This window comes from Veillonella ratti, from assembly GCF_003992115.1.
Lineage (GTDB): Bacteria > Bacillota > Negativicutes > Veillonellales > Veillonellaceae > Veillonella_A > Veillonella_A ratti.
In genome coordinates this window covers 39,650-65,779 of the sequence record NZ_RQUX01000012.1, presented here as the reverse complement: position 1 = coordinate 65,779, position 26,130 = coordinate 39,650, and the positions used below count along the sequence as shown (strand labels likewise).

The 26,130-nt window shown below is 38.0% G+C and carries 29 protein-coding genes and 1 tRNA gene; all 30 read right to left on the bottom strand.

Going from position 1 to position 26,130, the window contains the following annotated elements; genetic code table 11:
* Nucleotides 1–333, bottom strand: a 333-nt coding sequence (locus tag EO124_RS06655; RefSeq protein ID WP_206512548.1) for a GTP-binding protein, incomplete at its 3' end; no start/stop codon positions are given.
* 260 nt (nucleotides 334–593) lie between these two features.
* Nucleotides 594–1,169 carry a hypothetical protein gene (locus EO124_RS06650; RefSeq protein ID WP_127058866.1) on the bottom strand — a complete coding sequence of 192 codons (576 nt, stop codon included), beginning with the start codon at nucleotides 1,167–1,169 and terminating at the stop codon, nucleotides 594–596.
* Between the two features lie 18 nt (nucleotides 1,170–1,187).
* A complete protein-coding gene (locus tag EO124_RS06645) occupies nucleotides 1,188–1,775 on the bottom strand; it encodes a GH25 family lysozyme (protein WP_127058865.1) in 588 nt (195 codons plus the stop codon).
* A complete protein-coding gene (locus tag EO124_RS06640) occupies nucleotides 1,772–2,077 on the bottom strand; it encodes a hypothetical protein (protein ID WP_127058864.1) in 306 nt (101 codons plus the stop codon). Before EO124_RS06640 ends, EO124_RS06645 begins: the two co-directional genes overlap by 4 nt.
* A complete protein-coding gene (locus EO124_RS06635) occupies nucleotides 2,074–2,415 on the bottom strand; it encodes a hypothetical protein (RefSeq protein ID WP_127058863.1) in 342 nt (113 codons plus the stop codon). The genes EO124_RS06640 and EO124_RS06635 overlap by 4 nt, the downstream gene beginning before the upstream one ends.
* A gap of 14 nt (nucleotides 2,416–2,429) precedes the next feature.
* The gene (locus tag EO124_RS06630) at nucleotides 2,430–7,745 is read right to left on the bottom strand and encodes a phage tail tip lysozyme (RefSeq protein WP_127058862.1); all 5,316 of its coding nucleotides are present in this window, start codon (nucleotides 7,743–7,745) and stop codon (nucleotides 2,430–2,432) included.
* Nucleotides 7,746–7,757: 12 nt separating this feature from the next.
* A complete protein-coding gene (locus EO124_RS06625; protein WP_127058861.1) occupies nucleotides 7,758–9,365 on the bottom strand; it encodes a hypothetical protein in 1,608 nt (535 codons plus the stop codon).
* Between the two features lie 2 nt (nucleotides 9,366–9,367).
* Entirely contained in the window at nucleotides 9,368–10,918 is a 1,551-nt protein-coding gene (locus tag EO124_RS06620; protein WP_127058860.1) for a Hint domain-containing protein, read from the bottom strand.
* An 11-nt stretch (nucleotides 10,919–10,929) separates the two neighbouring features.
* On the bottom strand, nucleotides 10,930–11,358 hold the full coding sequence (locus EO124_RS06615; RefSeq protein ID WP_127058859.1) for a hypothetical protein: 429 nt from the start codon (nucleotides 11,356–11,358) through the stop codon (nucleotides 10,930–10,932).
* On the bottom strand, nucleotides 11,340–12,584 hold the full coding sequence (locus EO124_RS06610; RefSeq protein WP_127058858.1) for a phage baseplate protein: 1,245 nt from the start codon (nucleotides 12,582–12,584) through the stop codon (nucleotides 11,340–11,342). Before EO124_RS06610 ends, EO124_RS06615 begins: the two co-directional genes overlap by 19 nt.
* Before the next feature lie 2 nt (nucleotides 12,585–12,586).
* On the bottom strand, nucleotides 12,587–14,008 hold the full coding sequence (locus EO124_RS06605) for a hypothetical protein (RefSeq protein ID WP_127058857.1): 1,422 nt from the start codon (nucleotides 14,006–14,008) through the stop codon (nucleotides 12,587–12,589).
* Between the two features lies 1 nt (nucleotide 14,009).
* Complete coding sequence (locus EO124_RS06600) at nucleotides 14,010–14,480, bottom strand: hypothetical protein (protein ID WP_127058856.1); 471 nt, start codon at nucleotides 14,478–14,480, stop codon at nucleotides 14,010–14,012.
* Complete coding sequence (locus EO124_RS06595) at nucleotides 14,449–15,003, bottom strand: hypothetical protein (protein ID WP_127058855.1); 555 nt, start codon at nucleotides 15,001–15,003, stop codon at nucleotides 14,449–14,451. Before EO124_RS06595 ends, EO124_RS06600 begins: the two co-directional genes overlap by 32 nt.
* 59 nt (nucleotides 15,004–15,062) lie before the next feature.
* On the bottom strand, nucleotides 15,063–16,043 hold the full coding sequence (locus tag EO124_RS06590) for a N4-gp56 family major capsid protein (protein ID WP_127058854.1): 981 nt from the start codon (nucleotides 16,041–16,043) through the stop codon (nucleotides 15,063–15,065).
* Nucleotides 16,044–16,057: 14 nt separating this feature from the next.
* Nucleotides 16,058–16,960, bottom strand: a complete 903-nt coding sequence (locus tag EO124_RS06585) for a hypothetical protein (RefSeq protein WP_127058853.1) — start codon at nucleotides 16,958–16,960, stop codon at nucleotides 16,058–16,060.
* Nucleotides 16,961–17,162: 202 nt separating this feature from the next.
* Complete coding sequence (locus EO124_RS06580; RefSeq protein WP_127058852.1) at nucleotides 17,163–19,172, bottom strand: portal protein; 2,010 nt, start codon at nucleotides 19,170–19,172, stop codon at nucleotides 17,163–17,165.
* Between the two features lie 13 nt (nucleotides 19,173–19,185).
* Entirely contained in the window at nucleotides 19,186–19,389 is a 204-nt protein-coding gene (locus EO124_RS06575) for a hypothetical protein (protein WP_127058851.1), read from the bottom strand.
* Entirely contained in the window at nucleotides 19,377–20,741 is a 1,365-nt protein-coding gene (locus EO124_RS06570; RefSeq protein ID WP_127058850.1) for a terminase large subunit domain-containing protein, read from the bottom strand. The genes EO124_RS06575 and EO124_RS06570 overlap by 13 nt, the downstream gene beginning before the upstream one ends.
* Nucleotides 20,725–21,186 (bottom strand): helix-turn-helix domain-containing protein, encoded by a 462-nt coding sequence (locus tag EO124_RS06565; protein ID WP_127058849.1) that lies wholly within the window; start codon nucleotides 21,184–21,186, stop codon nucleotides 20,725–20,727. Before EO124_RS06565 ends, EO124_RS06570 begins: the two co-directional genes overlap by 17 nt.
* Nucleotides 21,187–21,340: 154 nt before the next feature.
* Nucleotides 21,341–21,429, bottom strand: a tRNA-Ser gene (locus tag EO124_RS06560).
* 218 nt (nucleotides 21,430–21,647) lie between these two features.
* Nucleotides 21,648–21,989 (bottom strand): hypothetical protein, encoded by a 342-nt coding sequence (locus EO124_RS10195; protein ID WP_164726574.1) that lies wholly within the window; start codon nucleotides 21,987–21,989, stop codon nucleotides 21,648–21,650.
* A 25-nt stretch (nucleotides 21,990–22,014) separates the two neighbouring features.
* Nucleotides 22,015–22,194, bottom strand: a complete 180-nt coding sequence (locus EO124_RS06550; RefSeq protein ID WP_127058847.1) for a hypothetical protein — start codon at nucleotides 22,192–22,194, stop codon at nucleotides 22,015–22,017.
* Entirely contained in the window at nucleotides 22,178–22,321 is a 144-nt protein-coding gene (locus tag EO124_RS10190) for a hypothetical protein (RefSeq protein ID WP_164726573.1), read from the bottom strand. The genes EO124_RS06550 and EO124_RS10190 overlap by 17 nt, the downstream gene beginning before the upstream one ends.
* A gap of 22 nt (nucleotides 22,322–22,343) precedes the next feature.
* Entirely contained in the window at nucleotides 22,344–22,637 is a 294-nt protein-coding gene (locus EO124_RS06545) for a hypothetical protein (protein WP_127058846.1), read from the bottom strand.
* Nucleotides 22,630–23,103, bottom strand: a complete 474-nt coding sequence (locus EO124_RS06540) for a hypothetical protein (protein ID WP_127058845.1) — start codon at nucleotides 23,101–23,103, stop codon at nucleotides 22,630–22,632. Before EO124_RS06540 ends, EO124_RS06545 begins: the two co-directional genes overlap by 8 nt.
* Nucleotides 23,084–23,446, bottom strand: coding sequence for a putative PDDEXK endonuclease (locus EO124_RS06535; protein ID WP_206512547.1), 363 nt, complete (start codon nucleotides 23,444–23,446; stop codon nucleotides 23,084–23,086). Before EO124_RS06535 ends, EO124_RS06540 begins: the two co-directional genes overlap by 20 nt.
* Nucleotides 23,446–24,183, bottom strand: coding sequence for a phage antirepressor KilAC domain-containing protein (locus EO124_RS06530; protein ID WP_127058843.1), 738 nt, complete (start codon nucleotides 24,181–24,183; stop codon nucleotides 23,446–23,448). Before EO124_RS06530 ends, EO124_RS06535 begins: the two co-directional genes overlap by 1 nt.
* A 15-nt stretch (nucleotides 24,184–24,198) precedes the next feature.
* Nucleotides 24,199–24,591 carry a single-stranded DNA-binding protein gene (locus tag EO124_RS06525; RefSeq protein ID WP_127058842.1) on the bottom strand — a complete coding sequence of 131 codons (393 nt, stop codon included), beginning with the start codon at nucleotides 24,589–24,591 and terminating at the stop codon, nucleotides 24,199–24,201.
* The gene (locus EO124_RS06520) at nucleotides 24,588–25,223 is read right to left on the bottom strand and encodes an ATP-binding protein (protein ID WP_164726572.1); all 636 of its coding nucleotides are present in this window, start codon (nucleotides 25,221–25,223) and stop codon (nucleotides 24,588–24,590) included. The genes EO124_RS06525 and EO124_RS06520 overlap by 4 nt, the downstream gene beginning before the upstream one ends.
* Entirely contained in the window at nucleotides 25,177–26,076 is a 900-nt protein-coding gene (locus tag EO124_RS06515; RefSeq protein WP_127058840.1) for a Lin1244/Lin1753 domain-containing protein, read from the bottom strand. The genes EO124_RS06520 and EO124_RS06515 overlap by 47 nt, the downstream gene beginning before the upstream one ends.
* Nucleotides 26,077–26,130: the final 54 nt, after the last annotated feature.

The following is a 26,130-nucleotide window of genomic DNA, read 5'->3' as shown; positions in this document are numbered from 1 at the left end:
GCCGTCAGTTGCAGCGATAACCAAGATAGCGCCGTCCATCTGAGCAGCACCGGTGATCATGTTTTTAACATAGTCGGCATGACCCGGGCAGTCAACGTGTGCATAGTGACGATTTTCAGTTTCATATTCTACGTGGGAAGTGTTGATGGTGATACCACGTTCACGTTCTTCCGGAGCTTTGTCGATCATGCTGTAATCTTGGAATTGAGCCTTACCTTCTTCAGCAAGAACTTTAGTGATTGCTGCAGTAAGAGTAGTTTTACCATGGTCAACGTGACCGATAGTACCGATGTTAACATGCGGTTTAGTACGTTCGAATTTTGCTTTTGCCATTGAAGTAATAGCCTCCTTCACAAAAATAATAACCTATATACGCTCATTATACTCCGTATCGATTTTATTTGTCTACTTTTTTATAAAAACAAGAAATAACGCCACTTAATCATGTTTTTTATAAAAAATAATATCTATAAAAATATGTCTTTTCTACACATTTTTTGCCGTTTTTTTGCCGTTTAACTAAACAAGGGCAGCACGCATGCTACCCTTGTAAGACGTTCGCTCACTACTAGTCTCTCTATATATAGTATATACTACCATTCCACCACTGTATAGAGAATACTAGCACCTTTTATGCCATTATCTTTGAGATGCACAAGACCTTCAAATTGCCCTGCTTGATATCCTACTGTTGGATATAGCTTGTCTTCTATCACAGTCATTCCAGCCTTTATTTTATGACTCTTTTCTAAATTGACTTTATAGACGTCAACTTTTTGTGACTCCTCATTAGGAATAACCATCGTCCTGTCACTCTTTTCATTAACTATAGCCGGCAGTGAAGATTCATGGTCATTAATAGCTTTTTGTGTTTGCCTAGCCGCCAAATTTATATCCGGAGCCTGTACATAGTAACTAACTACAGGCTCTTTTTGCTGTACAATTTGTATTTCCCTCTGAATTTTTACCGCATCAGCTGGCGATACATTAAGCTTATGAGATAAAGCAATCGAATTATTGAGTGTATCCGTAGATACTATGTCGGCTTTCTGCGGAATTTTATCTTGACTATGCCCTACAATCAATACCACCAAAACCACTGCAATAGCCCCAATTATGACCGTTATAGCATTTTTATGCTGAGTTAAATACAATTTTACCTTACCCATAATAACACTCCTTACAGCTTACACAGTACGACTCATATCGTATAATTGCCCGTTGATATTTTCGCTCATGGTATATTGCCAAAGCTTAATACGAGTGTCTCTCCAGTCCATCTTATAGTTATATTGAGCATACCATATGTCACAACCTAATTGATCCATAAGTAACTTATTAACAATATAATCATACGATGCATATAGCCCTGCATTGTTATAGCCGGCTTGCCATAGCCGATTAATTACAACGCTTGAAATATTGGTTAATGTTTGATTACTCGGCATTCCATGGCGTTCCTTGTAGCCATCGCCATCTTCCATATCGTGCCATACTCCAAGCTCTAAGCGCTCTGGTGTTAATCCGCTCTGCGTCAGCGTATTAATAATAAATTGAGCTTCTATTTCCGCATCAGCTTCGTCAAGAGCGTAAGAATAGTGATATACACCTACTTTCATTCCGCTTTCAATAGCCTTATTGATATTATTGTAAAATTGGCTATCCAATCCATTCTTGCCAAATCCCAATCTAATAATGGCACCTTCTACACCGGCTGCTCTTAATTCTCCAAAGTCAACTTGTCCATTATGTTCAGATACGTCTACAACCTTCATTTTGTACCTCTTTCATCATCATCGCTTATTCCATTACTATTACTATCTTTAAGCTTAGCACCATATGCAATAATACAAGCCATTACCTGACCTGTAAGGATAGCATTAATAATCTTAATCGCATATTCAACTACTTTAAATGCCCATTCGTCTGTAATGTGTGCAAACCAAATGTATAATAACAAAAACACTACAAAGATTAACGGTAATAGGGATATACCTATTACAATTTCATAAAACAGTAGATTGCCGATTTTTAGGTCGGCAACCTTTACCCTTTTATATAGATTCAACAAGTTCACAGCTTTTCACCGCCCCACAAAATCTTGTTTTCAAGACGTTGAATCCGTTCCTCTTGGGATTCAAGGCGATGATTATGTTCTGTCAATGTAGCATTAGTGCGTTCTACACTTAATAAAATCTTCTGAACATCTGATGATGTATTTTGCGTTACTGATTTAATATCACTAACCGCTTCATCAGTTTTAAGCCGTTTAACTTCAGTTACAGACTGTTTCGCTTCCCAACGGTCAAAAATCACAACTTTTATAAACCAGCCTAAGATGCTAGCCACACCTAACATAACGCCAATTAATGACGCCCACCATGAAATATCATATATTGGGTTAGATTGCTCCATAAGTAACTACTCCTTTATCTACTAATTGGTTGCAAGCCTAGCCCTCTTCTAGCCGCATTAACCTTCTGTAAATCTATAACGTCAAGCTTATCCCTCTTTTGCTGACTATTTAACTTCTTACTTTCCCTTATTTTTTTAGCCGCTTTATTTAAATTCTGTAACGTCTGATATGCCCTTTTGGTGCGATTGTAAACTTTAGCGTCAAACCCCTCTTGCTTTTCACCAGTTAACTTCATCGCATTAACAAGACTATCTTGATTATTATAGAGATCATACAATCGTTGTACACTATCACTACTCTTATATGGAGTTTCGGTAAAACCTTTTATTACAGGTTGCTCATTCCACTTTTTGGCTGGACGAGTATCTGCCACACCACTCATACGGTCTGTCATATCCATAATCAAAGAACCAAAACCACCACCATAGCCCCTAATGGTGTTATCAACTTTCATAGGTGATACATCAAGCAAATTGCCTACTTGGTTTCCTATATAAGACGTGCGCCAATCAGATTGTAAACGATCCGGTAATTTAGTCATACTTTGAGGTACAATATTCCGCTGCATGAAAAAACTATAATTTGTTGCCCATTCCAATAAAGGAATAGCTGCTGTTGGCATCAAGGATGGCATCATATTATCCATTGCAGTAGTGGCTAACCCTTCAAAGCCTCGTCCGTTTACCTTCTTTTCTTTATCATAAGCATACTGTAATGCTCGTTCCGGTACTGTGCCAAATAAGATGCCTAATTCAAATGGCTTCGGAATTTTAATTAAAGTATCCTCTGTTGGAATAATCCAAAATACATCCTTCTCCCATTGAGGTAACTCCTGATAACGGGGGTCATCTTTGTTTAACCACCATAACGCAACGCTCGGTAATGTAATAAACGCAGCTGTTTTAAACGTCATCTCTGCGGGATTTTCCTTAAATGCACGAACCATTTTATCCGTGCCTTGTAATGATGCATTAAAGAATGCAATCATCTTATTAGCTTGTTTAGTATTCTTACCAATACGGCTAAAATCAAGAGTTACATCACGAGCCTGTATTGCTGCTTCGGCATTACTTAACGGTTTTTTCTTGCCTCGAGTAAGACGATTAATAATGCCTGTATACCCTGTTGTAGCATTATCAAATTCAGCCAATCGTGTTGCCATTTCAGTCGCTTCATTTAATCCACGGATTATATCAAGCGGTGATGTTGCAATTCGTTTCAGTATATTTGGTTTCTTTAAAATGTCTCGAATGGAGTTTTGCAAATAGTTTCGGTCAAGACTTACCATTGCACTATTACCTGCGCCACTCTTCTTATAATCCCAGTACACATTGTCTTTTTTTAGATAATGCATCATCCCTTTTAAGGTATCAACAACAGGAATAAAACCATGTTGGCTATAAATTGTTGCACCGATCATATCACGTACAGGGTTTCGCAGTATAAACTCTGGACTTAATTGCGTAGCCCCGGCTCTTAGCCAACCTGCTGGCGTTTTCATCATTTGAACCAACCAATTAGAACTTTCTGCGTTAGCAAATTGTAAGGCTTGATAAATATCCGGTGTTGTTTGGTAAATCGTCTTTTTGCCATCTTTCATCACATAAAATGTAAAATCTTTGGATGTAGGCGTACCAGTTACCCGTTCTACAATGTCACTCATGCCTTCTACTTCAGAGATTTTAACAAAAGCAGTTGCTACCTTGTTGCGCTCAATGGCATTAATCGTAGCATAGGTGTTTTTAATGATACTTTCGAGGGGGTCAACAATATCACGTCCGCTCCCCTTCATTTTCTTAATAGGCGCATGAACATTCATGAATCCGCCACCCTTACTGCCAAAGTTATCAATTCCGGCTTCACCAAAGTCACGGATAAATGGTACATAGTTTGGATATTTAGCCCGCATTGCATTAATATCCTTGCGGCTGATTAACCCCTCATCCCGCATCAAATCCAATAATTTATTGCTGTAAGATACAATTTTTTGTTGCGCATCAATAAATTTACTACCGTAAGTGCTTTCATAGTGCTCTATTGTTGCAATTACATCTTTAATTGATTTATCAGTATATACTGCTTCATTTGGATGTGCCTTGTTCCACCGTAAAATATCCATTTGCCGTTTTGCTACAAGATATGCAGAAAAATCTTTGTGCAAATTATCGGGGATATCCGCAATGGCTTCTTTAAAGGAGCCCGGACCATGTTCTAAAAAAGCTTCAGCTTTGCCTACCCAACCGCGAGATACCCATGCCTGCATAAATGGATTATCTGCAAATTTTAATTTTTTGCCAGTAATATCTTCAACTTCACTAACTATCTTTTCTAATGGATGGAGTTCATCAACAGCTCGTGTATATGCATCATCCAAAAATTGAGTAACTGTTTCTTTTGGATTTTTAATAGCTGTTTTTAAAGGAGATGTACCTTCTCCAAAAGTAACTGTGCCCTTAATCCGTTCATGAGGGTTCTGCCGATACCACTGATGCATTACCGCACTTACCTTTTCAACTCGTGCATTTAACTCCGGTGCCGCCTTTAATCTACTAGTAAACTCATCATAGAATTCCGGGAAATCTGCCTTTGCTCTGGCTCTATTCGTTGTATAGTCACGATAAAATTCAGCAAACCCTTCTTTTGCCAATCCTGTAGAGTCCAATTTGTCATATCTACCGCCAAACCTACGATGTACATTTTTTACTAACTCAGCTTGGTGTTCTTTGGTAGTAAATCCAAAATATTTATCCAAATAATGCCCCAATTCATGAGCAGCTGCTTCAAAATCGCCATAATTTCTTACTCTGACCGCATCAGTTTTAGTATTAAAAAATCCTAAAACACCTTTTCTCCCAATACGTCCATGTCTAATAGATTTAAAATTTTCATCAATAGCTTTAAAAATTTCTTGACGATTTACAGGTTTGTCAGATGTTAAATTTTCTTCGCCTTCAACATATCGATAAGGCGATTTAGGATTGTCGGAAAAGTACTGCACATCATCAGGCTTTACTTTTTCCACCGCATCTGCTATATTTAAATTGCTAGATGGGTGGAGCTGAGTATCCAGTGGAGAAACCCTATCACTAGATGGCGGGCGGCGATACTGCGACGGACCGCCTTCTAATTCATTTCTAATACTATAGCTGACGTATACAATTGCGTCAGCTTTTTTCGTATCAGAAATGAATTTTTTTATTGCTTTATTTCTATTACCAGCCCCATCTGCAGCTACATGAGAAGAAATAATTTTCCCGTTATCCGCTTTATCAAGGCTTACGATGACCTCATGAGTTATATTGTCAATTCCTTTAAAATAACTAACATATGCATTTCGCCCATTTGCCTGCTTCAAAATTAAGTCAGGCTCACTAGCGGTTTCTTTAATCAAAGTTGTAGCAAATGCACGTTTCCTACTAATTTCACCATCACTATGACCTCGCATGAAATAGTTAGCGATTTGGTCTATAGCACTTTTATTTGATTCATCATAGATTACTTTTACAGCATTCCCTAAAGGATCTGTAACCCCTTCTTTAAGTTGAATAACATTGTCACGAGTTTTTTCAAATAACTCTTTTTCTGAGTACTTCTCATATTCAGCCAATTTTTCTGCATCATACTCTCTGAATTTAGGTTCGATTTCTTTAGATTTAATCTTATCTGCCAATTCAGCAGGCTTTATATCCGCATACGGATTTAGCTTTTCAGAATTAACCTTAGTTTCGTCAAACATATTCAGATTTTTATCTGCCTTGTTCACGGTTTCCGCTTGATCAAAAGATTTATCAAATAAGCTTAAATTTGCCTTTTCATTACCGACTTCAACTGCGCCGATTTTATTCTCATTGCTAAAATCAATGGTATTAGGATTATATGACTCTTCTTTAGGTGTTTCTGTTATTAATCGATTATAATTACCTTCAGCCATGCTCGGAGTATTATTATGTGGACTAGTTTGCCCGTCATAAACCTCTCTTGCTTTAGCCATACGATTCGCATCATTAGCCATAGCCTTATCAGGGCGTTCATATTTTTCACGCACTATAACTGCCATTTCTTCCGGGGTAGCATTCGGATTTTCTCTCATGGCTGTAAATGCAGCAGATTCTTTATGTTGCATTTCATACTTAATAAAATCAACTTGCGTACGCCAATCATACATGTCCAAATTATTTTCAGCTGCAAACGCCTCAAAGTCTTTTAAACGCGGTCCTGTCCATTGAACTAGCCCTACTGAATTATTTCCATCATTACTTATAGCAAATTTATCAAATGTACTTTCCTGTGCAATATTTCCCGTAATTGCCGCTGCTTCTGTGTCTGTGAAAAATCCATCGCTACGTAAGCGGTCATATACCGCCCGTTGCATATCCGCAGGGTTATCAGCATTCCATTCACTACTAGTTTCATCGAACTTATTTAATGCTTGAATTGGCTCCGGTGCAAAATCTTGTTTAATACTTGCAAAACTATCTCCATTTGAAATAGTCTCTGCACCTTTTTTAAAATTATCGCTAATATCCTTAAAGCTATCGTATGCTTGTGATTTTACATTATCAATGACATTCCCCACTTTAGCTTTTGCTGATTTAGGCGTAACTGCCTTGCCTAAATGATAAGCCCCTCTTGCACCTTCAAATGGCATTAACACATTGTCATAAGCGGCGCCTAAACCGCCTTGACGAATTGCGTCAACTTGACTAGCAGGGTTTTCAATCCACTTCTCAACAGGTTCTACTAATGGGTCAATCAATAGATTTTTAACCGTATTCCCTACTGCCCCAAACCATGAGCCACCTGTTGCATCGGCGGTTTGCATGTTACTATCATATGCTTGCACTGCATCACTAGCCAACGTTGGTAAGGTTGCAAGCCCAGCCGCCGCCTTAATGGGGACTGGCATATATGGAGTCATTGCGGCATACATTGCAGGATGTCCAATTGTTGTATCATAAGCTTGTTTCCCAAGATTACGTAATTCACCCGCTTCAGGTGTATCACTTTTATCGGGATTAATAATATAACCGTCTCCGGTGTTAATCATTGTTCCGTCAGCAAGCCCTCTATTTGCTGCATCGTAATAATTTGATAACGCCTGTTTGCTATTATCAAACCAATTCCCAACACTTTTTACAGTGTTAGTAGCAAAGTCTTCAACTCCACTAGCCAATTCACGTACCCCATCTACCGCAGAGCTTGCAACATTAGCGATATTGTCGAGCATACTTGTCTGAGGTTCACCGTTGAATGCTGTATTTATTTCAGAAAAGCTGTTATAGCTATCATCACTGTCATATTTCTTCTTAATATCGCTAAAACTATTCATAATTAGTCCTTTCTACCAAATCCAATTAATATAATAGTTTTCTTTACCAAATGCATCTTCCAACTCCGCTTTAATTTTTTCAGGGCTTTCGCCATTCATGCGTTTTTTATCAATTAAATCTGCAACAGCCTTGTCTTGACCTTTCAAACCTGCATGATCGTCACTTGATGCGGAACTATTATCACCACTAATACCACCCGTAAGAGCTGATTGTAAGTCATTATAATAAGGGCTATCATTTTCATCAACATCCGGGTGTTGTTTAACCCAAGCTTGATGTAGACTTGCCAGTGTCCGCAATTGTTGAGCTTGTAAACCACTGGTTCCGCCGTAACCTCTACCACCGCCAACAGCTTTAGGGAATTTACCAACAAATTGCATTTTTCCATCGGCACTAACAAGATATGTTGTACCATCATCAAGTTGTTGTAATTTTACGGCACCATAACCACCAATGTCCTTAACATTACCACTATCATCATGCATAATAATATGACCATTTTGTGCACCGTAAGGGGAAACCTTACCATAGTTACCCATATCTTGCACTGCACCTGTATCACCATCAATGCGGATAAGATGCCCATTAGGCATTGTAGTATCTTTAAAGTTAGGTTTATTAATAGCAGCTGCACTAGCCAAATTATTCATATCAATTTGCTGTGCACCTACCTTTTGAGCAAGTGCGTTATATCGTGTAACTGCGCTATACATGCCTTTAACTTTACTGCTGTTATATGTATCTACCACCGTATTACCATCTTTATCAGTGGTATACATGAGGTTATTAACAATATCCTGCCGCATTGGTTCAAGTACATCATCTGTAAATTTGGTTACATAGTCGCCGTAAGCTCTATCAATATTGCTTTGCATGCGATTTGATGCATATACTTTTGCATCATTTAAATTCATACCACCTTTTACTAGTGCCACAACATCCTTGCCAAACTGGCGTTGATAATTAGCAGCAATAGCATTACGGTCAGGTATCCCCATTCCATTCGTTTCTGCCAATGGTTTCTGTGTATCCGGTAAAGCGCTAGCTTGATTTGGTCTTCCCTCATTAACACTAGCGCCGTTTAATGAGGTTACTTGCGGGTTTACGAACTGTCCAAAAGTCTGCATTGAATTAGGCTGTTGCGTTAAATTCCATAGATTATTATTTGCAGATTGATTAAGTACTGACTGCTGTGGCTGTGGATTTTGCATTGTTTGCCATAAATTTTGATTAGCCTGTAACGATCCACTAGCAACATTCGGTTGCTGTGTCACTTGCCACATATTATTATTGCTCTGTTGTGGACGGGTATACTGCGTTAAATCAGTCTGCCACAAGTTATCTTGTGAATCATTCGGTAAATTGAAAGCTGTTTGATTATTAGGATGTGTATATTGAGCAATGTTATTTTGTACATTAGGTGCTTGATTCCACAGGTTGCTATCAATACCTTGTTGAGTCGCCTGCTGTGCAGCTTGTTGTGCCGCTTTTTCTGCATCATAATCATATCCATAAATATTGCCTAATGCCTTAGCTGCATTATTTTCTTGAATTCGCCCCCAGCGATGCCCTAACCACATTCCGGCTAAACGTCCTAATGCTTCATCAGTCATTCCCATAATTAAGCCTCCTGTTCTGCGGATTCTGCCGCCTTTTTACTTCTACGTCTTACTTTTGGCTTTTCTTCTACCATTTCAATGGTCTTTTCTTCTGCTGTTTTTTCAATTTTCTCATTTGCTTTTTTATCATCATCTGTCAAACCTTCAGCCAATACGCCATTAGCGTAGAATGTATTAGCACCGTCACATTCAAGCACATAAACAGTCTCATCATTGCCTGTATCAATTACTTCAGTTACACGATCATAGTCGTGTACTGTCATAATTTCATCACCAATAGCTAATTCACTCAGTAACTTCCAGCCATCACGAGTCTTAAATTTCTCTGTTTCAGTTGTATTCACAGTAGTGCGGCTTGTTTTTAACGTATAAATACGCTTTGTTCCCATATTATGCAGTTTAATAACGTTGATAACATCGCCCAAAGTAAGTACTTGTTCTCCATCAACAATCGCTTCAATATTAACTGCTCCTGTAGGCGTTGCCACCTCTGTGCCTGCAGGAAAACAAAAACCACCCACAAGCCCTGTAATAAAGTTGCCACTACCTTGCTGTGAAGTAGATGACGTATTGCCACTACTTGCTCCATATCTTGACCGCATCATTGCCTCCCATAAATTGCTATTTGGACTGTTTAAAGCCGCACTTAAGCTATACAAACTAGTTGGATATTGAACAGCATTTTGCTGTGCTGTACCACCATACTGTAATGGATTGTAAGCGATAGTTTCTGCTTGATTTGTTAATCCGCTACCTGTATTAATGCCATTCAGCGTATTAGAATAGGTCTGATTAGCTAAATTAGCTTGATTATTCAAACCATTCATAGTATTGCTATATTGATTAGCCCACAATCCTTGTTGTGCATTAATACCACTCAAATTATTAGCAAATCCATTACTTGCTAATTGTGCGGCTTGACCTAAATCACTAGCGTATTGATTAGCCAATGTATCGCTTGCATTTTTACTAATTCCATTAAATGCCGTATCCGCTTGACTGCTATTAATAATCCCGCGACTTGCCAATCCTGATAACGTATTACCTACTGTATTTTCAAGAGAGTTATTTAACGCTTTCTCACGCTTTTCGCTATACGCTGTAGGTAATTGTCCATTAGCAATACCACTATAACTGTTGTTAAAATCTGATAACGCATTTTTATACTGCTCATTAAGGGTATTGGCTGTATTATTCATACTGTCAATCGCACTCCCCATGCTTGAACCATATTGAGCGTTAGCATTGGCATTATCGGTCATTGCATTTTGTGTTTGTCCGCTCATATTATTAACGTCATTTAAGTTTTGATTGTTCTGATTCAAATAACGATTATATAAGCCTTGATAGTCAACATTTACATTAGCCCCACTCATTGCGTTATTGCCCATTTGTAAGGCGTTTTTTGCAGCCGGATTAGCTTGATTAATATAATCTAACTGACTCGCTAATGCTTGTTGTTCTTCTTGTGTTGACGGTAATAAATTAACCTTTGTCGATGATTTATTCTTATTCTTGCCACCGCCAAACAACTGTAAATCAAAGATAATCATATACGCTCCTTTCAATGCACATGTTCATAGTCAGTAACCAGTGCATAGTATTTCTTGCCTCGATATTCATAGTCTTCAGATTCAAGCCGTTGCATTTTCCACTTACGGCAATGAGCTCGAGGATTTCGTGTAGTAAATGTAATGACTTTTTTTATTTCATTTAACCGCATTACTTCTTTTACATATTCTGCCATATGCTTAAAAAAACCATATGTCTGCAATAAACAGATATATTTTTCACCATCCAACGTTTTTACACACCAAAACAAAAAACCTTGTTTGTCAAAGAATTTAAAATAGGTGTAATAGTCATCATGAAATGAGCCATCTTCCTTATCAAAGTAAAATCCATCAAGACTAACAACCTCCTGCGTGTACCGTTCGTAGTCCTCAATCATTTCTTTTAAGCTATTTAACTTCATCAGCTCACCCGTTTCCACATATAAACTGCTAAATATGGTTGCATGTTATTATGTGCTACATTACTGCCATCACTCGGTATGCTGTGATTATGATAACCATTTATATCAATAGTAATGTTATGAGTATGAGGTCCTCCTAGCTCTGTTATAAGAAATGCAGAGCCTACATCACCAGCTTTTGTTTGAAGCGGAAATCTACCATTATCAAAACCTTCATAATTTCCTGTCGCACTATAATTACGACCAACCCAAGCACCATGATTATGACTCCCTTGTATATCTGCTCTAGCACCATGATTATGATTTCCACTAGCTGCAACGCTACCACTATGATTGTGTACAGGCATTTCAGAATTAGTTAGCTTATGCGTTGCCTCACCACCAATACTACCTGCTTTATAATTGCTACCTTGTGAGAGCAACACACGACCTTGTTCGATATAGTCCCATGTGCCAAATCCAAACAATGTTTTTGGATTTGTACTTACAGTTGAGCAATAAATAGATCCAACAGGATACACTTTATCTAATACATTATTAATAACCTTTGTTACATCATCACCTAGCTTATCAGCCGTGATGCTTTTATCTTTCACTTTATCAGTCGTAATAACATTGTCCTGTAACATTTTGTTAGTAATCGTTTTGTCACTACGATTTATATACTTTATAGTTGTTATGCTTGTTGAAGTAGTATCTACTGCAGCCAAAAACACACGGATTTTAGGCGTCCATTGCTGACCATTGTATGCATAAGTCCTACCGAGCATTTCATTGTAATAGTGACTACCATTACTTGCTGTATCAGGTGTTGTGTTACTGATAATCGGCTCAATGGTAGTGCTATCATAATTAATTGCCCCAGTTGATGCGTTATAGTCCACATATAAATACGAAGTAGTATTTGCTGGTAACACCCAAGGCGTAGCACGTGTAGTAATCGATTTTATATAATCCACCGTGCCGTTTTTATCAAACCCATCAGCAAAAGTAACTACAATAGGAGTTACTGTTCCATCAATTGTTACCGATAGATTATCACCACTTAAGTAGTTGTATTGACCACCTGTGGAATTACCTGTTAACACACGGTTACGTAATCCTCCACCTCCACCATTGCCATTTGACTTTTTATCAATCTCATCGGCAATGTTCAGCATTTCTTGTCTATTCTTTAAAATAGCGTCTCTCTTCGTATCGCCACTAGGGCTATCGTTGAGAGGATAACGCTCTTGATATGCCATTACTAAACCTCCTCGTAGTTGTAATCAAATTGCCGTAATGAAATGGCACCTTTTTTTACAAATATCTTTATCTGCACGTTTCTATTAGCACCGCCACCGATTTTATATACCTTTGTATATTCATCCTGAAACAATAACTCATTGTAATCACTCAACATGCCACCATCATCGCTTAACCGCTCATCTACAGATGCAAATTTAATTTGCTTAGGCGTTCGGTTACTTATTTGCACATTCCCATAACCATCAATGATATTGTGTGCCACAAAATCATAGTTCATAAGCAATATAAACAGCTTAGTGGCTAGTCTATTACCTGAAATAATTGATGTTTGTATTTGTTCACCATCATCAGTGTCTAAACGCTCGTCAAGAATACCAATTTTGGTGCCATATGCCATATAAACATCTTTGTTATAATCAACAACTTCATGTAAACTATGACTTAATTTTCGTGATGTAAATACACCTCGTCCGTCTTCATATCTCGGTATGTAATGATATAAAAAGACAAGATTACCACTTTCAGGCTTAATCCAAATTTGTTTACGTGATGGAACATGCCACATTTCACAAGTATCTTTGATGTTTTTAATAAGATAAGCGTTAATATTTAATCCAGTCTCGAACGGTTGAATATTAGCGTATGTATTGGTAGGCATAAAACTCATAAGTCCGCTATCGCCTAAATAGTAGCTACGATCATCAATATTAAGAGCACTGCCACTGCAATAGCCTGTTGTAGATAGCGGAAACACGCTGAAATAGCTATCAGATGGTGAGCCAATGACTTGATATACCTTGCCATACTGCTTATATACAAGAATTGACTTGCCTAAAAAGTCTAATGAAATAATCGTACCTTGGTCTTTATAACCAACATCAACGTATTGACCACTGGATGCATCGTTGGTGTTATTTTTCCACGATTTATAATCGCCAATAGCACTCCAATACACGCTATGACCATAGATGCTTGATACAATCACACGCCCACTGTAACTGCTTACAAATTCACAGGCAGGACTGTCATCAATCGTAATTAATGTGCCACTACCCGTAATAGCTTGTAACTTACCACCGCTAGCAATTAATACATCACCATTATATATGTGATATTTAGGCTTTTTATTGCCTGTTAGCTGTCCTATCAACTCATGCGTCCGTAAGTCAGTGTAGTAAAGGTTATTGCCGCTATTAAAATAAAAGCGTTTACGGTTTAGGTCATAAAAAAGGCTTTCAATTTCAATGCCTGCATCATAGGCAATCCTTACGCCGGCTACTGTTCGCAATGCTCCATCAGTGCGGTCAAATTCGCACTGCAGTGCCTGTACAACGCTTTCAATACCAATATTCTCTGGACTCGTTGACCAATCAATACCTAGCCGAAAGCCTCGAGTACTAGCTAGTAATTTCTCACCCATGCTAATACCCCCTTGATTGTTGAATAAGTTGTGTCAAGCTATCAATAAACCCTTTGTCAAATCCTGCATATTCAATCATCAATGACTTTTTCTTTACCAAATAAGATACTAACTGTACTAAATAATGTGTATATAATTCAGTAAAAGGAATACTATCTGTCATATTGGCAATATGTGATTTTTTCACCGCATAATATACGTCTTTTACTTCCTTTTGTCCGTACGTCTCAAATGAGCCATTATTAATAGTAATAGGATAGCCTTGTTTAGGCACAAACTGCATAAATCCTATTGGAATAACATCATTATTATTAATAGATGTGCGCTTAATAACTTCACGGTCTTTAATGGCAGTTAATATCATAGATAAGTGGTCAATGGCTGCATTAATATAAGGGATATATTCTGTTTCATTATCTAAAATCTCATTGCTTTCAAGATTAATCTCCGTAATCAGTTCGCTGACTACCATAATCGTAATACCCCCTTGCCATTACTACGCCTGTATTACCACCGCTTTGATTATCTAATTCTGATAATCTTGCTTGCCACATGGCTACTAATCCATTAATATCCATTTGCATTACACGATATACAATGTAATCAACAAGCATTGTTTCAATTTCAGCGATATAACCGCTCTCATCATCTAATGTCATATAATCAACGGTTGGCACATACTCGACTTCTATGATTTCTTCTGTTTCCGCATCAAAAGCGATATTCTTGAGCTGACTTACCGTATAATCAGCAATCTCTTGCCCATCAGCGGTTACTTTTAACACGGCAATACAATTAGTAGGTAATTCTAACTTGCCAATACCTGTAGATGTATATGTGCGCTTTACGTATGATGGAAATACACTAGCAAGCAAGTGATTAAGCAAGTGATTGCCCTCGTTGTAATACTCTAACAGTTTATACGGTGTATAGTTTTCATGCCCCGTATCATCAATCTGCATAAAGGCACGATTAAGTAATTCTTTAATGATCATAATTAATCGCTCCTACAAATAAAGGGGAGTTGTTACACTCCCCCTTGTTAAAACACTAATTAGTCCTTTTTACCGCCGGTGATAACCTGAATAACACCATAATCTTTACTATTATATTTTGACTTTTCAATGCCTGCCATAATGCTGATGCCGTTGCCCTGTACGTTGCCGTAATCATCATCTTGCGCAATATGACGAGGTTCACTAGCTACGCCAAAGCATGCAGCTTGTGTACCCAATAACAAGTTACGATTGATTGTTGCACCACTTGCGCCAGTATCAGAAGTTACTACTCGTTCATATTCATAGAGTACAACACCGTCATATTCCCCTAAAGAACCGGAGAAAATAGGATTTTTAGCCCCACGCACATTAGCATTTTGCTGTGCGGCTTGCCATACAGGGTCATCTTTGAGATCACGAGCCGCCCAAGGACTTACAAGCATAATATACTTATCTTGACCATCGATTTTAATCGGATTAACTTTTGGTGCATGCATTTTAGCCTTACGGCGAGCAACACTAATTAAGCTACAAGTCAATTTATCAGTAGCCGCAGTACCTGCTACAGTACCAGAAGTAGCGGCATACATAACTTCGCCTGCTGTTGGATTAGCAGACAATTTAGCCATAAGCGTATTATCCAAATAGTCGGATAACCACTGTGTTAATGCGGCTTTAACCATTGGTAAATTGTCATATGGGCTTTTCTGGTCTTCAGATTCATAGCGTGTCACTGCGTTACGAATTAAATCAACGGTTACACCAAAATCATATACAGTAAGCTGTTCTTCCTTACCTTTTAAGGTTGCACGAGTGCCTGTAACACCTTGCCCAGTCAAATTCATGAGTAAGCCAAACGTTACTTTATCGCCTTTTACTTTCTTTAAATCCGCATTTTTATGTACAACATTCTTGCCATCCGTAGATGTGAATTTTTCAAAATAGCTATCCTGTACGCCTTCGTGCCATACTTTTCGCGCCCACAATTTTGGTACAAGGTTAGCCGGAATTGTTAATTGATTTGTCATATCTGGCATATTAATTACTCTCCTTATCCAATTAATTCTTTAAGTTGCCGCTGTAGTGATTCCGGTAATTCAGATTCACGCCCTTCAGCAACCATTTTCAATAACTCATCATTCGAAATTGTGCTCAATGCCTTACCATTACCGCCACCTAATGCTCCTGCCTTTGGCAAGTTATTTGCTTTCTCTAACGGATTTACTTTAGGCTCTTGTACTGATTGTGCATTAAGCTTGCCACGCAATCGTTCAACAAACTTTGTAATTACTTCAAAATCTTGTTGTGTACCAACCCCAGCACCTGTGCGAGCGAACGCAGCATCAATCGGATTAGATTCAGCTCGAGTCATTCCATCTAATTCATCTTGCGCAATAGCAAGCATATCTTGGAAGTCATCTGCGGACTGAATCGACTGGATAAAAGCGATGTTTTGGTTACGCAATGCCATCCGCTGTTGTTGCTGTTGAGTCACCACATACTTAATACGCCCTTGCTCTTCCAAAAGTTGAGCATATTTTTCTGGATCCGTATACATCAAGTCTTCCATATTATCAATACCGAATTGTTGCATAGCAGTTTTCTTTGCAAATTCATTAATATTAGAGACTTCTTCTGCCGTTAATGTTACTGGTGCGGATTGTTGCCGAAATTCGTTTAGTTTTTTCTCAGCTTCTTTACGGAGCTTTCTTTCTGCCGCAAGTGCTTTGTTTAAATCGCCATGATTTTCTTCAGTAGCATTGGTTGATTCCTCTACATCTGCATTTCCTTCACTTGATGGCTCACTCTCAGAGTTAAGAGGGGTGTCTGATTGCTCACCTGTTGGTTCATCGGTAACATCAGTAGACTTATCATCAATTTCTACATCTTTTAAATCTTCAGCTGTTAAACCATACTCTTCTGCATTCACTACATCTTTTACATCATCGTTCATAGTTATCTCCTTTTTAATTAGTTTATCGTCAATAATCGGGACGAAAATTAATCGCAGTTTATCGACATTGCAGGTCGAACTGATTAGTTATCGTCATAATCAGACGGAATAGCTATTCTTAAACCGTCCACTATCATTGATAGGCTACTTGCTTAAGCATTCGCATGGAAATCAGTTTAGCGTCATGATTAGGACAATTTATTTACATTTGCGGGGGCATATCTTGTGGCTGTAATTGTGGTTGTTGCTTTGCTTGCTCTTGCATCTGCTGTTGTGCAAATCCTTGCTGAGCTTGCATCGCACTATTAACTTGTAATTGGTCATTGCCACCTTGCGCCGCAAGCCGTTCTGCTAGAATCTGCTGAGGTGAAATATTCACACCAATTGTCTGCAGATATTCACTTAACGCTTCTGCAGGTAAATCTTTCACATTAGCACTTAAGCGCACATCAAGCTGTGCAGGTTGACTGCCACGTTCTTTAAGCATTCTAAGCATTTCATCTTTGTCTGGAAAATCCATATATTTAACAATGATTTCCATCGGGATATCGGCACCGCTTTGTTTAGCTTCGAGTAATTGATATAAACTAGCCTTGCGAGCCGTAGCAGATGCTTGACTGGTTACAATTGTGATATCAAAATCAAACGCAGATAAATCATAAAGTACCTTTTTAACAGGGTTGCCATCCTCGTCATATTGTTGCTGTCCGAATTGGTCAACTTGTGGTTGTTCGACCATTGCTTGATTAAGATTCGGCTCAATATGCGCAAACTCTGCCTTGCCATCATCACCTAAAATACGCATAGCTTTCTGCTCGTTATAATATTGAGGTATTAATCCGGCTTTTCCTTTTTCACCCCACAAAATCAACACGATTTGACGCTCTGACTCTTTGGCTTTGTCAAAAATATCTGCGGTCTGTACTGTTGTAACAGATTGTCTTAAATCAATTGCTTTACCGCTCATGGCACCGATAGAGCCACTTAAACTCTCAGGCGTAATGCCACTAATCGTATAAAAGTCACTATTAGCTTGATTTTCAAGTTCCATATTGCCAATTGACTGATTAGCCGGTAAACCTTCCTCATAGGTTACGCCCGGTGGCAAGTAAATATTTGCTCCCGGCTTCGTGATATTATCCCTAATCGTCTTTTTAGTACGCTCATCTTGTACACCATGCCACATGCGTACGCCTAATGCTTGTTGATTTACGATGTGCATACGCTGACTACGGTTTTTATTGAGTTCACGTTGTGCATCTTTAATATCACGCACAACACCAGCAGGTTCTAATCGGTCATCGTCTGCATTTTCACCGCTGTAATAGCAAAATTGAAAAACCAATGGAAATCTTCCGTGACTGTAAGGACTGTCACTATCTTCTAACAACACATCATCAGCAAATGTAGCATATCTAATCTTTACATCAGGTATCTCTTGCCCTTTAATGCCAAGAGCCTTAGCCAATCCATACAACGGATTATTTTCATCAACTACACCCTCTGAAGTTACATAAATAGTCTTTGTTGTGTACTCCTTGTACCAATACTGAACCACTCTAACCTTCTGTAAGTCTTTGTCATACCATTGCGGGTAAGAGTTAGTAACTTCTTGTTCGGTATCATCATACTTATGATATAAGCGTTCAATTTCTTCCGCTTTATCAGGATATACTTGCTTTAGCTTTTCCTTGCTTTCCCATGTATACCGACCACAAAACATAGCGTCTGATAAATCTTCTCTTACACTCTCTGGATCTTTAAAAACATCAAATGGACTCATGCGCTCAATCAGCACTTGTCCATCCATCTTAGCGTAATCAAAGTCATACGATACCCAATACGCACCTAATCCGCACGTCACTACATCACGGAATACCTTTTTCTTTTCTCGTTGATAATTAGTTCTATCAAGCACGTATTTTGTAATGCCCTTCGCAACACGGCTGATGCGGTCATCTTCTTCTGAACGAGGCATAAAGTCCGGTTCAGTTTCATTTTGAGCTGCATAACCGCACAATAGATTTACTACAGGTCTGATGCGGTTGATTGTAATACAAGGTCTATTTGCTTCTTTAAGAGTTTTCTTATCAACATCAGACCATTGTTTGCCTTGAACAAACGCATAGTCTTCATGTGCTTCTTTTCGCCAGTCCTCATTGATGACTAATGCACGTTTTACATTCTCTTTTGCTGTTAATACATCAAACATAATTAGTCATCTCCTATTCGACCAATTCAGAACCGTAAATTAGGCGATACATTTCTTCAAGTTGCCACTGTGGCATGTAGCTTGCAAATTCGGCTAGCTGTTTGTCTGTAAATTTTGCTGGAATTACAATACCGTTTTCTACACGCTCTCCATACTCACTTTTCAGCACCTTATAGGCGTAATCACGTAACGCCCTATCGCTCATCATACGCCCCATGCGCTTTGCTCCTCTCTTCCTTCATCAACATACTTATAGCCATCATTAAATTCTTTCTTCACGTCATACGCTGAAATAGGTCTGCTCATCAGCATATATCTGAAAGCATCGTATGCATGGTCTTCTTGGTCAGTGTCTACATCCTCTACATTACGCTTACTATACGTAAGTGCTGGCAATGTTCGTATAAGATTTTTACAAGTCTCAAATATAACTACCTTTCGTTGTCGCAGTCTTTCATGCACTTGCATCTTACCTGCAATGCGGTCATTATCCGCTTTATCCCACACAATACCTTCTGTTGCAAAGATTTCTTGAATAGTCGGACCATCATGTCCTGTACGTTGCCAAATAGCAGGGTCAGCCACTCCATACCACGACTTCATAAATTTACATTTACGAGCGACTTCACGGGCTGTTTCTTGAGACCCTACATTCGGTTGACCTTGTTTACATCCGTATATCTCATGCGTGATGTATATCGTGTTATCTTGGTCTACTGCCGCTCCATATATGGCATACGGCTTCGTAAATCCCCAGTCCATTGCCCGTAATCGAGTCCAATTATCTGGGATTTCAAACGGCTTACAAACATGAATTTCAGAATTAAACTCTTCAAACACTTGACCTTCAAATATATTCCAATCACCGTTTTTATAAGCTTTCCGCAACTTATCCGGCAATGTATCCAAATTATCAATATAAGTGCTTGCTAAGTATGGATTATCATCTACTTTTGCTTGCACAAAGGCAATTTTATCAGCAAATTGCTTTAAATTCTTAGGAATAATGTGGTCAATAAATAAGGATTTAACCCACATATGACCTTTACCGCCCGGATTTGTACCGCCAAAAAATTTAGTATCGTTAATACCCGTCCAACGTAGTCGCATACGCAAAAAATCAAATACGCTTTGTTCATTAAGCGTCATTTCATCAATGGCAATGGCTGCGAACTCACTAGATAAGTATTTTTCAGGACGATCTAAATTCCTAAAACAAATTACACCGCCACCCCATTCGGGACGTAGTATAAATTCATGGTCAGTAGTTTTATAATCACCAAGCCACAAAGGGAATTCCATTCGTATCTTACTGATCTGTCTATCTTTTAAACTCGGATAGTCTTCACAGAATATTCCTACTCGAATTCCTGTTATACCTGTTTTGATATACCAATTAATGAGCAAATACACCATAATCCAACGCAGTATATACGATTTACCGCCACCAGCGGCGCCGCCATACAAGGTATACTTATTTTTTAGCACTGCCTTAATAAAATCACGCTGTCGCTTTGTTGGATTAATTACATCATTAAGCAAATCAACACGCTTACTCTGTTTCGTCATCAATATCACCTACTGTAAGTAATATATTCTGACTCTGTAAGTCTTCCTTACTGATCTTGTCACGCCATGATTCACGGCGGCGATTTTTAAGCCAAAAAATAAGTGCAGTCACATTTGGAGTTTGATGTTTCGTAACTACTTTTGTTACAGCTAACTCATAACAACCTGTATCCGGATTTAATTGCATTTCTTTAGTCACTTCTTCGTAACTATATCCCATCGCTGATTTTATAAGAGTTTCCTCTATTTCATCATCAATGACCTCTTTACCCTTTTTTAGAGCGTCCGCAATGTCTGAATACTTAACCTTCCAATCGCTTAATGTACTGCGACTGATTCCTATTTTTTTGGCAATCTCCTCATCAGTATATCCATTCCGAGCAAAGCCCCTAAGCAACGTTAAATTATCGGGCGTTTGCCACGTTTTATATTTACCTGTTGCCATTAGGAGACTCCTTTCATTAAAAATAGATAGGTGCAAGGCTCTCACTTGCTGCAAATACAGCCATTTTCTCTCAGCCGTATTCTCTTAATGTTTTAACCGGATTACATTTAACCGTTTGTTAAGTACTTTTTTTTATTAGGAAAAGCAAAACCTATGGCGGAAGATGTAGGATTCGAACCCACCCACGCATAAGCGCCTAACTGTTTTCAAGACAGCTCTCTTAATCCACTTGAGTAATCTTCCATGTATAACAAAAAAGGTACCATTTCAGGTACCCTTTTTGCGTCTTAGGAGGAGGATGATAGTTTGCTAGCCACGTCCTACAACACAACATGCGTAGGGGTTTGAAAGGAATGTAGAACAATACAATGTCCCCTATAATTATATTGTATCGTTATTTATTCAAGCCCATTTACGAAATGAAAAAGACATGGTATCAAAATCAACCATGCTTTTTAAACTTAGATATTAATTACACCTTTAGCTACTAATTGCAATGTTACCAGTTTTAACGCTTTATCTACACATCGATAATACGGATGCTGACTGATACATTCGTCGGTAATTGTCACTTTCCAATACTCATTATGTAAATATCGCCTTATAATGATGCGGCGACATAAGTCATCCACACTATTCATCACTTTATCCACAGCGTTAACCACACACAATGGATTCTCCACCGTCTTACCACATATAATAATAGGTGCTTCACATTGCATTGATAGCTGCTTAATCTGCTTGTAATGATATAAGTACCACTCTGCTTCAGATTTTATTGCATTTAAGTCTATAATACTCACCACCTAATACATTGTATTGCTATCATTATTCATCACTTTCTACTATTTGCCGTTCGACCTCAATAAACGCTTTCGCAAAGTCATATAAAGCCATCTTTTCTAAGTGATCTAAATGCACTCGTGCATCATTTTCTACATCTGCTTCAATAGCTTGCCCTTGAAACTCTTGCGGCAAGTAAAATTTAAATCTAATCTTTTTGCTCAATTGTCTCAACCTCTGCTAATCCAATACCTACTATAGATGCAATATAGTCTTCAATATCTGCTCTAAATTCCTCTAAATCAATACTGTCATCATAAATTATTACTCCAACTTTAAAATAAGCATCCATATTTAATCCTCTAAACTTCTTTTCAATCAGCCAAAAACCAATTTTTTAACTTTAAACTAATACGTTTTATTCTTCTTAATATGCCTCTCTTTTTACTGATACCTAACATATATTCAAAACGTGATACAGGCTCAAACTCCATGCCTAATCGGTTGCGAATTCTATTAATTATTTCTTGTTGCTTTTCTAAAAAATCTTGATTGGTCAATAACTTATCACTCCACTGAATCTCATGTCTAAGATATTCATCATTAACACGATCTACATAATAAAATGTATATGTTATAGTTACTGTCTCCTTTTCTAATTCAGTCATTACTTTTCTCCTCTAACGTTAATCGGCACTCTTCCCAAGCCGTTACTATTGGCACACCGGGTTCAATGTTAGCAGCTGTATTTTTTGACAATCCACCCCAATAACAAATAAATGGTCGTGCCTTTTCCGGATTATATTGAGTAAAATGTCTAACTTTCCAAATATCATGTTCCCCACGTCTGACGTATACAGGCGTATTATCCGGAACTTTTGACCAATCCACGATACCGAGTTCTTCCCCAATATCTAATGGACTGTTTTGCCATTTAACCTCATCGAATAACTCTTCGACGCACTCCATCGATTCCCGATAATAATTTTGTGCCATAAATGAAAGCATAGATCTCTCTGGCTTTTCGTCATATAAATACAATTCTCCACCATAATCACGAGCAATAAATCGACCGCCAATGCTGTATAAATAATTTAACAGCCCTTTTTTTAAGTCATTTCGTAGCATCATCATTCTCCCTATCATTGCTATTCAGCAATTCGCTTTCTCGATACATTTCAAACCATGCATCCGCAGTCATTGTTGCTAACCATTCATGATTATTACGTCTATGAAATACCACTGGTACACGCCCAGACTTTTGAGAATCTCTTTTTGCTTGCTCAATCGCATTGTATATATTTAGATTTTCAACACGCTTAACTTCAGCATGTACACCCGGTAAGCCAACAACATCAGCTGCTTCACCTGTATTACCGCAATATTGCTGTGTACGGCGGACTCTTGAAAACCCTTTATCACGGCACAATGAAGCAAATTCACGTTCACCTTTTTTGCCTTTTTCTCTACTATTCATCATGCCACCTGCTCAATCAAAGGTAATATATTCATACTTTTCAGTAGGTCATAAATAAAAAGCCGCCCTTTTTGCGTCCAATATGTATGCATTACACTGCGTTCAGCATCTAATGCTGTAGTTTTACTAAAAGTGTACCCTTTATCAGCATATTTCTGATATAAAAACCATTGGTCTGATTGCTTGTATTGCACACCTTTATCCTTTAGGATTTGATTCAATCGTCTAGCACTCAATCCAAAATCTTTAGCAATTTGAGTGATGCTTAATAAACTAGTATTCTGTAGCACTAAATCATAATAAGTAGCCTTTGGCTGTAATTCTTGTAGTTGCTGATTTTGTTGTGCAATCGTTATTTTCTGATTGTTAATTACATTATTCGCAATCTTTAACGCTCGCCCCATGACTTTTTCCGGACTATTCCAATCACGTTCAATTTGAATAAAATACTCTCGTGCTTGCTTGCCTTTGTCATTTCTAGCCAACATACATAATTGCTTAGCCATTTCAATACTTAACTGATGATTATACTGCTTCTGTGGCATTATCGTGCCATCTGAACGAAGGACAATTTTGTCTTTCGTAGTATAATCAATACCTTCTTCAAATCCGTATTCACACATTCTGGAAAACCACTTCATATATGGAGTTTCAACATTTAAAAACATATGCAAATCTCTACCGCTTACTATTTGCTTGTCTTCCTCTGTAACATTAACGGCTATTAAATCCATCATAGTATCACCTATTTCCTAAAACGGTATATTTTCATCCGTACTGTCTACACTTTCAAAGCTATCAAAATTAGATGTTTCGTTTACCGGAGCATTCAAAGATACTCCAACAAAGTTGGCAACTACTTCAGTTACATAGCGTTTTTGCCCATCCTGAGTTTCATAAGAACGAGTATTCAAACGCCCTTCAACGAAACAACGACTTCCTTTACGCAGACTACCAACGGATTCACCTTGTTTCCCCCAAGCTACACAATTTATAAAAGCAGTCTGTTCTTTCTGCTCATTAGTATTTGAATCAAAATATGTATTTGTCGCAGCCACTGTAAATGATGCTACGGCTCTACCTGTTTTAGTAAAGCGCACTTCAGGGTCACGAGCCAAATTACCTAATATCTGCACTGAGTTCATGATTTTCTCCATTCTTCTTTTCGTAAGCTATCACCAAGTAATGTAATGATTTGATTTGTGCTACGAATTCTATCAATAGCACGTTGATCATATCGTTCCGCTAACTCTTTAATTGGTAAATTAGTTGTAATGATTATCGATTTTGACCGTTGATGCCGTTCGGCGATAATTGACATGATACGTTTAAGCATCCAACTATCTTCCTTATTTTTGCCAATGTATTCACCGCCTAAATCGTCTAATACTAATAATGGACAGTTTTGGATTCGTTGTTCAAATTCATAACGCTCCTCTTGGTCTCTAAAACTCATCAACTTATCTAAGAGTGAAATTATGGATATAAAATAAGGACTTTTCTTATGCTTAATTGCTTCTTTCATAATGGCAATCGCAGCCGTAGTCTTTCCGGTTCCAACAGGACCTTTAATAATAAGCCCTAATCCTTGATTGAGATTTTCGACTACATTACTTGCGTATTCTTTGATAACTTCAAATGCATTTGCATTTTCAGCTGCTATATTCATAGTTTCTAGTTCAACATTTTGAAATCGTTTATATATTCCGTAATATTCCCAATTTATAGGCTTAGAAATGGTCTGGGTCACTTGACCAGTCAATTTTGCTCGCTCCATTGCCCTTATTTGAAACTGTTCTACCATCTGTTTTAGACTGTTTGCTATGTGTTCTCCTGTCAACAGCTTCCACCTCCCAAGGTTTTTCTGACAAATTATATTGGCTAATCCAACGATTTAATATTTCCCTTACATATGCCCATATTCTTTTATTGCGTGAAACAGCTATTTCCATGGCTGCATTACACCAAGCTATGCTATAAGTATTGGCATCATCAATCAATATCTCTTTGGACAATCCAAATATAGAACCAAACCCGTTTTCAATATAATTTTTAAAAAGTGATTTCAATTCTTCACTAGTAGAAGTAGTATATTCTTTACTTTCCTTTACTTTCCTTTGTGTACTTACTCCAGAGTTAACTTCATTTTCTCCAGAGTTAATTGAGTTTTCTCCGGAGTTAACTATTTTTTCGTACGGTTTCATAGAAATGAGCAGAAATCTTGCGTCATAACATACCTCACTTCTTTTTGATTGTTTGCATATATCAAAGTACTGCTCTTGAATCGCAATTGAAGTAAGTATGCCGTTGTAATCTCCTTTGGACTTCATCTCATCTGTACCAAATAGATTCGCCATATTCGCATCGAAGAATCCCACTTGAATCGCCTTCACGACAATCTCTCGCACAGTGCCAACTTTAAGACCAAGTTCATCAGCCAGAAAAGCCAGCGTCTCATCATCCCACCGCATGTAATACCCTTTATCTTTGTAGATAGTACATAGCAGGTTGACTAGTACGGAGGCAGCAATTGCTCCGAATGCTCTAGTAAGTCTCCTTACCTTTTTATTTTCAAAGAAATCCGTATCCAAAGGAAAATACCGAATGCCCGGCTTTCGGGGTCTACTCATATAATCTCCTTTTGGATATCGGTAAGTTACTATAAAAGCAACTTACCGTATACC